The organism is uncultured Rikenella sp. (assembly GCF_910577125.1).
In the GTDB taxonomy this organism is placed as follows: Bacteria; Bacteroidota; Bacteroidia; order Bacteroidales; family Rikenellaceae; genus Rikenella.
Window position 1 is genome coordinate 1 of sequence record NZ_CAJTMN010000138.1, and the last position, 4,712, is coordinate 4,712.

The window sequence follows — 4,712 nt, forward strand, 5'->3', positions numbered from 1 at the left end:
ACGGCCAGCTTTCGAGTGCCGAGCGGCACCGACCCGCAGGGGCGCGCGGGCCGGACGCCCCTGCCACGCGATTCACTTACAAAGCGGGTTGAAGCCTGCGGGGCCCAAATGCAACGTCAGTTGCGGGCCGCCGCGGGGGAGGCTTCGGCCCGCGCGGTTCTTCGAACCGCAAGAGCCTTGCCCATAACTATTCAGCCCAAACCACAGCCAGCTCGGCCCAACTTCCCGCATCATTCGGCCTGTCGCCCACCCCGAAGCCGCTACGCGGCTTGGGCGACAAGGCCGGCGGTTCTGCGAACCGCAAAAACTCGGTCGAACTATCTGTCGTGTTCGGGCTGCGTGCTCCGGGGGTGGGCCGAAGGCCCAACGCGTAAGCCCGGCGATTCTGCGAATCGCGTTACTCGCTCTCGGCCCGTCGCAATTCGACGCCAGCGGAGGCGCAACGAGCTCCGTCGAGTTGCAGCCCTCCGCCTGCCGGGGCGTCGGACTGCGCGACCCTGTGGGTCGCAAGAGCTCAGCCCAATCCACACCCCAATGCTCCGCCCCGTGTCCGCCTCACTGCGGCTCCGCTATCGCTCCGCCGCGATTCGCGCGCCTTACGCGATTCATTCTATTTCGGCTCACCGCCGAAATGATTGAATCGCTTCTTCAGGCGGCGGCGCGCGTCTTTGGCTACAGGAGGGTACTGCCCTTACGCCGGGCAGGCGGTGCCTCCCGGCACTCGGAATGGGCAGCCTCTACCCCAAGACAGCTTCGGCCCGGCTCGTTGTTCCGCCAGCTCAAGACAGACACGACTGTTCCTACATTTTCCAATTGACGTAAAAACACCTCTTTTTATTGTGTGTAGCCGCCATTCGCCGCCCTCGAAGCCGACCCGAAGCGATTCCGCCGCCGCCGAAACCGGTCCGAAGCCGACCCCGCCACCAAACTCTGAGGCCGCTACTCCGCCGAAGCCGAGCCCGTTGCCGCCGAAACCGAGTTCGAAGCGATTCCGCCGCCGCCGAAGCCGAGTTCGAAGCCGACCCCGCCGTCCTCGAAGCCGAGTCCGATGCTATTCCGCCGAAGCCGAGGACGAAGCCGAGCCCGTAGCAGCCGCCGAAACCCAGCCCGAGACCTCCTCCGCCGTCGGATTCTTCAGCCCCAGCTTGTTCTTCTTGTTGAACCCGCACAGGTCGCCCCACAGCTTGTTCGGCGCCAGCCCCCCCAGCGAAGCCACCGTCACGTAGCCCATCTTCTGGAGCACCGGCACCCACTCCTCCGGAACCCCCGCAGCCGTGTAGAGAGCCGGCTCGTCCCGCACCGCCTTCTTCTCCGGCCGCATCTGCGGGAAGAACAGCACGTCCTGGATCGACGACTGATCCGTCATGTACATCGTCAGCCGGTCGATCCCGATCCCCAGCCCCGAACAGGTCGGCATGCCGTATTCCAGCGCCCGGACGAAGTCCATGTCGATGAACATCGCCTCGTCGTCGCCCTTTTCCGACAGCCGCAGCTGCTCCTGGAACCGCTCCAGCTGGTCGATCGGGTCGTTCAGTTCCGAGTAGGCGTTGCAGAGCTCCTTCCCGTTCACGAACAGTTCGAAACGCTCCGTCAGCGCCGGGTCGTCGCGGTGGCGCTTGCTCAGCGGCGACATCTCGATCGGGTAGTCCGTCACGAAGGTCGGCTGCACCAAATCCGCCTCGCACCGCTCGCCGAAGATGGCGTCGATCAGCTTGCCCTTGCCCATCGTCTCGTCGGTCTCGACCCCCAGCTCGCGGCAGGCCGCCCGCAGCTCCTCTTCCGTCTTCCCGGCGATGTCGAAGCCCGCTTTTTCGAGAATGGCATCCCGCATCGTAATCCGACGGAACGGCGCCCGGAAGTCGATCTCGCGATCCCCCACCCGCACACGCGTCTCCCCGTCGTGCAACGCCTTGGCTACCGTCTCCAGCAGCTGTTCCGTGAACTCCATCATCCACCGGTAGTCCTTATAGGCCACGTAGAGCTCCATGCAGGTGAACTCCGGGTTGTGCGTCCGGTCCATCCCCTCGTTTCGGAAGTTCTTGCCGAACTCGTAGACCCCCTCGAAGCCGCCCACGATGAGCCGCTTGAGGTAGAGCTCCGTCGCGATCCGCAGGTAGAGATCCGTGTCGAGCGAGTTGTGGTGCGTGATGAAAGGCCGTGCCGCCGCCCCGCCCGGAATCGGCTGCAGGATCGGCGTCTCGACCTCCACGTAGCCGTGTTCGTCGAAGAAGCGGCGCATGGTGGCGATGATCTTGGCCCGTTTCAGGAAGGTCTCCTTGACCTGCGGGTTGACGATCAGGTCGAGGTAGCGCATCCGGTAGCGCTGTTCCGGGTCGCTGAAGGCGTCGAAGAGCTGCCCGTCCTTCTCCTTGACGATGGGCAGGGGCCGGAGCGACTTGCTCAGCACGGTGAACTCGCGGCAGTGCACCGACAGTTCGCCCATGTTGGTGACGAAGGCGAAACCGCGGATGCCGACGATGTCGCCGATGTCGAGCAGCTTCTTGAAGACGGTGTTGTAGAGGGTCGGATCGCCCTCGGGACAGATGTCGTCGCGCCGGATGTAGACCTGTATTCGGCCGGTGTGGTCCTGGAGCTCGAAGAAGGCTGCGCTCCCCATGATCCGCCGGCTCATGATGCGTCCGGCGATGCGGACGTCCTGAAAATCAGTGCTCTCGGGGGTATATTTCTCGCGAATCCCGGCGGCCGTGGCGGTCACGGGATAGGCGGCGGCCGGATAGGGCTCGATGCCGAGTTCGCGGAGTTTGTTCATCGATTCGCGGCGCAGGAGCTCCTGCTCGCTGAGTTCCATAGGTTCCATATTGCGGTGTTGATGTTTTTTTATCGTCCGTGTGGTGGTCGGCGTGTCGCGCGGCGCAGACGGAGGGCGGTCGTGCCGGCCGCTCCGGAGCGTACACCTCACCGCCTGCAAAGGTAGGAAAAATCGGCGACAGCTCGAAAAGACGTTGCAGCGAACCGAATTGTTCGTTATATTTGTCCAATCGCAAAACGCATCGGGGAGAGCTATGGTATACGTGTTATTCGTGATCCTGACATTCGGAATCTCGGCCGCTTTCGGGTGGCTGGCGATTCCGCGGATTGTCATTTTTGCTAAGATGAAACGGCTGTTCGACGAACCGAACAAACGGAAGGTGCACAAGGGGGCGATTCCGCGGCTCGGGGGGCTGTCGTTTTTTCCGGCGGTGCTCTTCTCGTTCGCGTTCGTGCTGGGACTCAGGTACTATTACGGGTACGACGTCTCGATCGACCTCCAGATCGAACTCCTCACCGAATTCCTCTTCGTGGTGGCGGGGATGCTGATCCTCTACTTCGTGGGGCTGGCCGACGACCTGATCGGGGTGGGTTACCGGAACAAGTTCGTGGCCCAGATTTTCGCGGCCGTCTGTCTGGTTTTCGCCGGGGTGACGGTGTTCGACCTTCAGGGGCTCTTCGGACTCCACCGGCTGCCGTTTCTGTTGGACGCGCTGCTGACGATCGTGGTGGTGGTGCTGACGGTCAATGCGTTCAACCTGATCGACGGGGTGGACGGCTTGTGCTCGGGCTTGGGGACGATCATCCTTTCGACGCTCGGGATCTTCTTTATCTATTACGAACTCTTCGTCTACGCGATGTTCGCGTTCGGGATGGCGGGGGTGCTGATCGCCTTTTTCCAGTACAACGTGCTGGGGACGAGGCTCAAGGTCTTTATGGGGGACACCGGTTCGCTGACGCTGGGTTATATGGTTATTTTTCTGGGACTTAAGTTCGCCAATCTGGGCTATACGACGTTCCAGCCGGTGGGGCTGCATGCGCCGCTGGCGATTCTGCTGGGGCTGCTGTTCGTGCCGGTTTTCGACACGTGCCGGGTCTTCGTGAGCAGGATATCGCGGGGAAAATCGCCGTTCTATCCGGATCAGAACCACATCCATCATAAGCTGTTGCAGCTCAACCGGACGCACTTGCAGAGCACGGGGATTCTGCTGCTGCTGGAGGGGTTCTTCATCCTGTTCAACTTCTTTTTGACGGAGGTTTGCAGTCTGGATTTCGGCTGGGTGCTGCTGGCGGATGTGGTTCTCGGGATCGGGATCAATCTGACGCTCAATCGTTTGATCGATCATTACGGTCGTGCGCTGGGCGAGCATGAGGTGATGCGGAAACCGTGATGGGGGTTGCGGCGAAGTTGATTTGAATTTGCGGTTAGACCCGGCCAGAGCATCCCGTAGGGATGCGCTCTAAAGTTTTTTTTGGTTCTTTTTGTTCACAAAAAGAACAGTATCCTCCCGTCGAGAGAGTCGCCCGCCCGTTTAAAGAGGGATTTCACTCGTTTTGCGGCGAGCAAAATCGAGCTGAAATCCCCCAGCGGGCGACAGTTGAAATTCCTCGCGTGCCACGTTTTTGAATAAGATTTCCGCCAGCGCGCGGGAAAACCGGATAGAGATTGCTATTTTGGAGTGCCCGAAGACACCGGCGGAGCGACAGCGGAGCCGCAGTGAGGTAGACACGGGACGGTGCTTTGGGCGGAAATTTGGGCCGTGCTCTTGCGACCCAATGGGTCGCCGGCCCTGTCGCCCAGCGGCTTTGCCGCTCGGGGGGGATGGGCGACAGGCCGAATGGGGCGGAGAATTGGGCCGAGGATTGGTCTGAGTGCTGTGCGACCCATAGGGTCGCGCAGTCCGTCGCCACCCCCGGCGGCGGGCTGCAACTCGCCGGAGCTC

General features: G+C 61.8%; 2 protein-coding genes. One reads left to right on the forward strand and one right to left on the reverse strand.

The genetic code is table 11. The features are described 5' to 3' along the window. Positions 1 to 1,051: 1,051 nt before the first annotated feature. A complete protein-coding gene (gene lysS, locus QZ292_RS09740) occupies positions 1,052 to 2,818 on the reverse strand; it encodes a lysine--tRNA ligase (protein WP_294601043.1) in 1,767 nt (588 codons plus the stop codon). 205 nt (positions 2,819 to 3,023) lie between these two features. On the opposite strand from lysS, the gene QZ292_RS09745 reads away from it, so the two are divergent. Next, positions 3,024 to 4,160 carry an MraY family glycosyltransferase gene (locus QZ292_RS09745; RefSeq protein WP_294601044.1) on the forward strand — a complete coding sequence of 379 codons (1,137 nt, stop codon included), beginning with the start codon at positions 3,024 to 3,026 and terminating at the stop codon, positions 4,158 to 4,160. Positions 4,161 to 4,712: the final 552 nt, after the last annotated feature.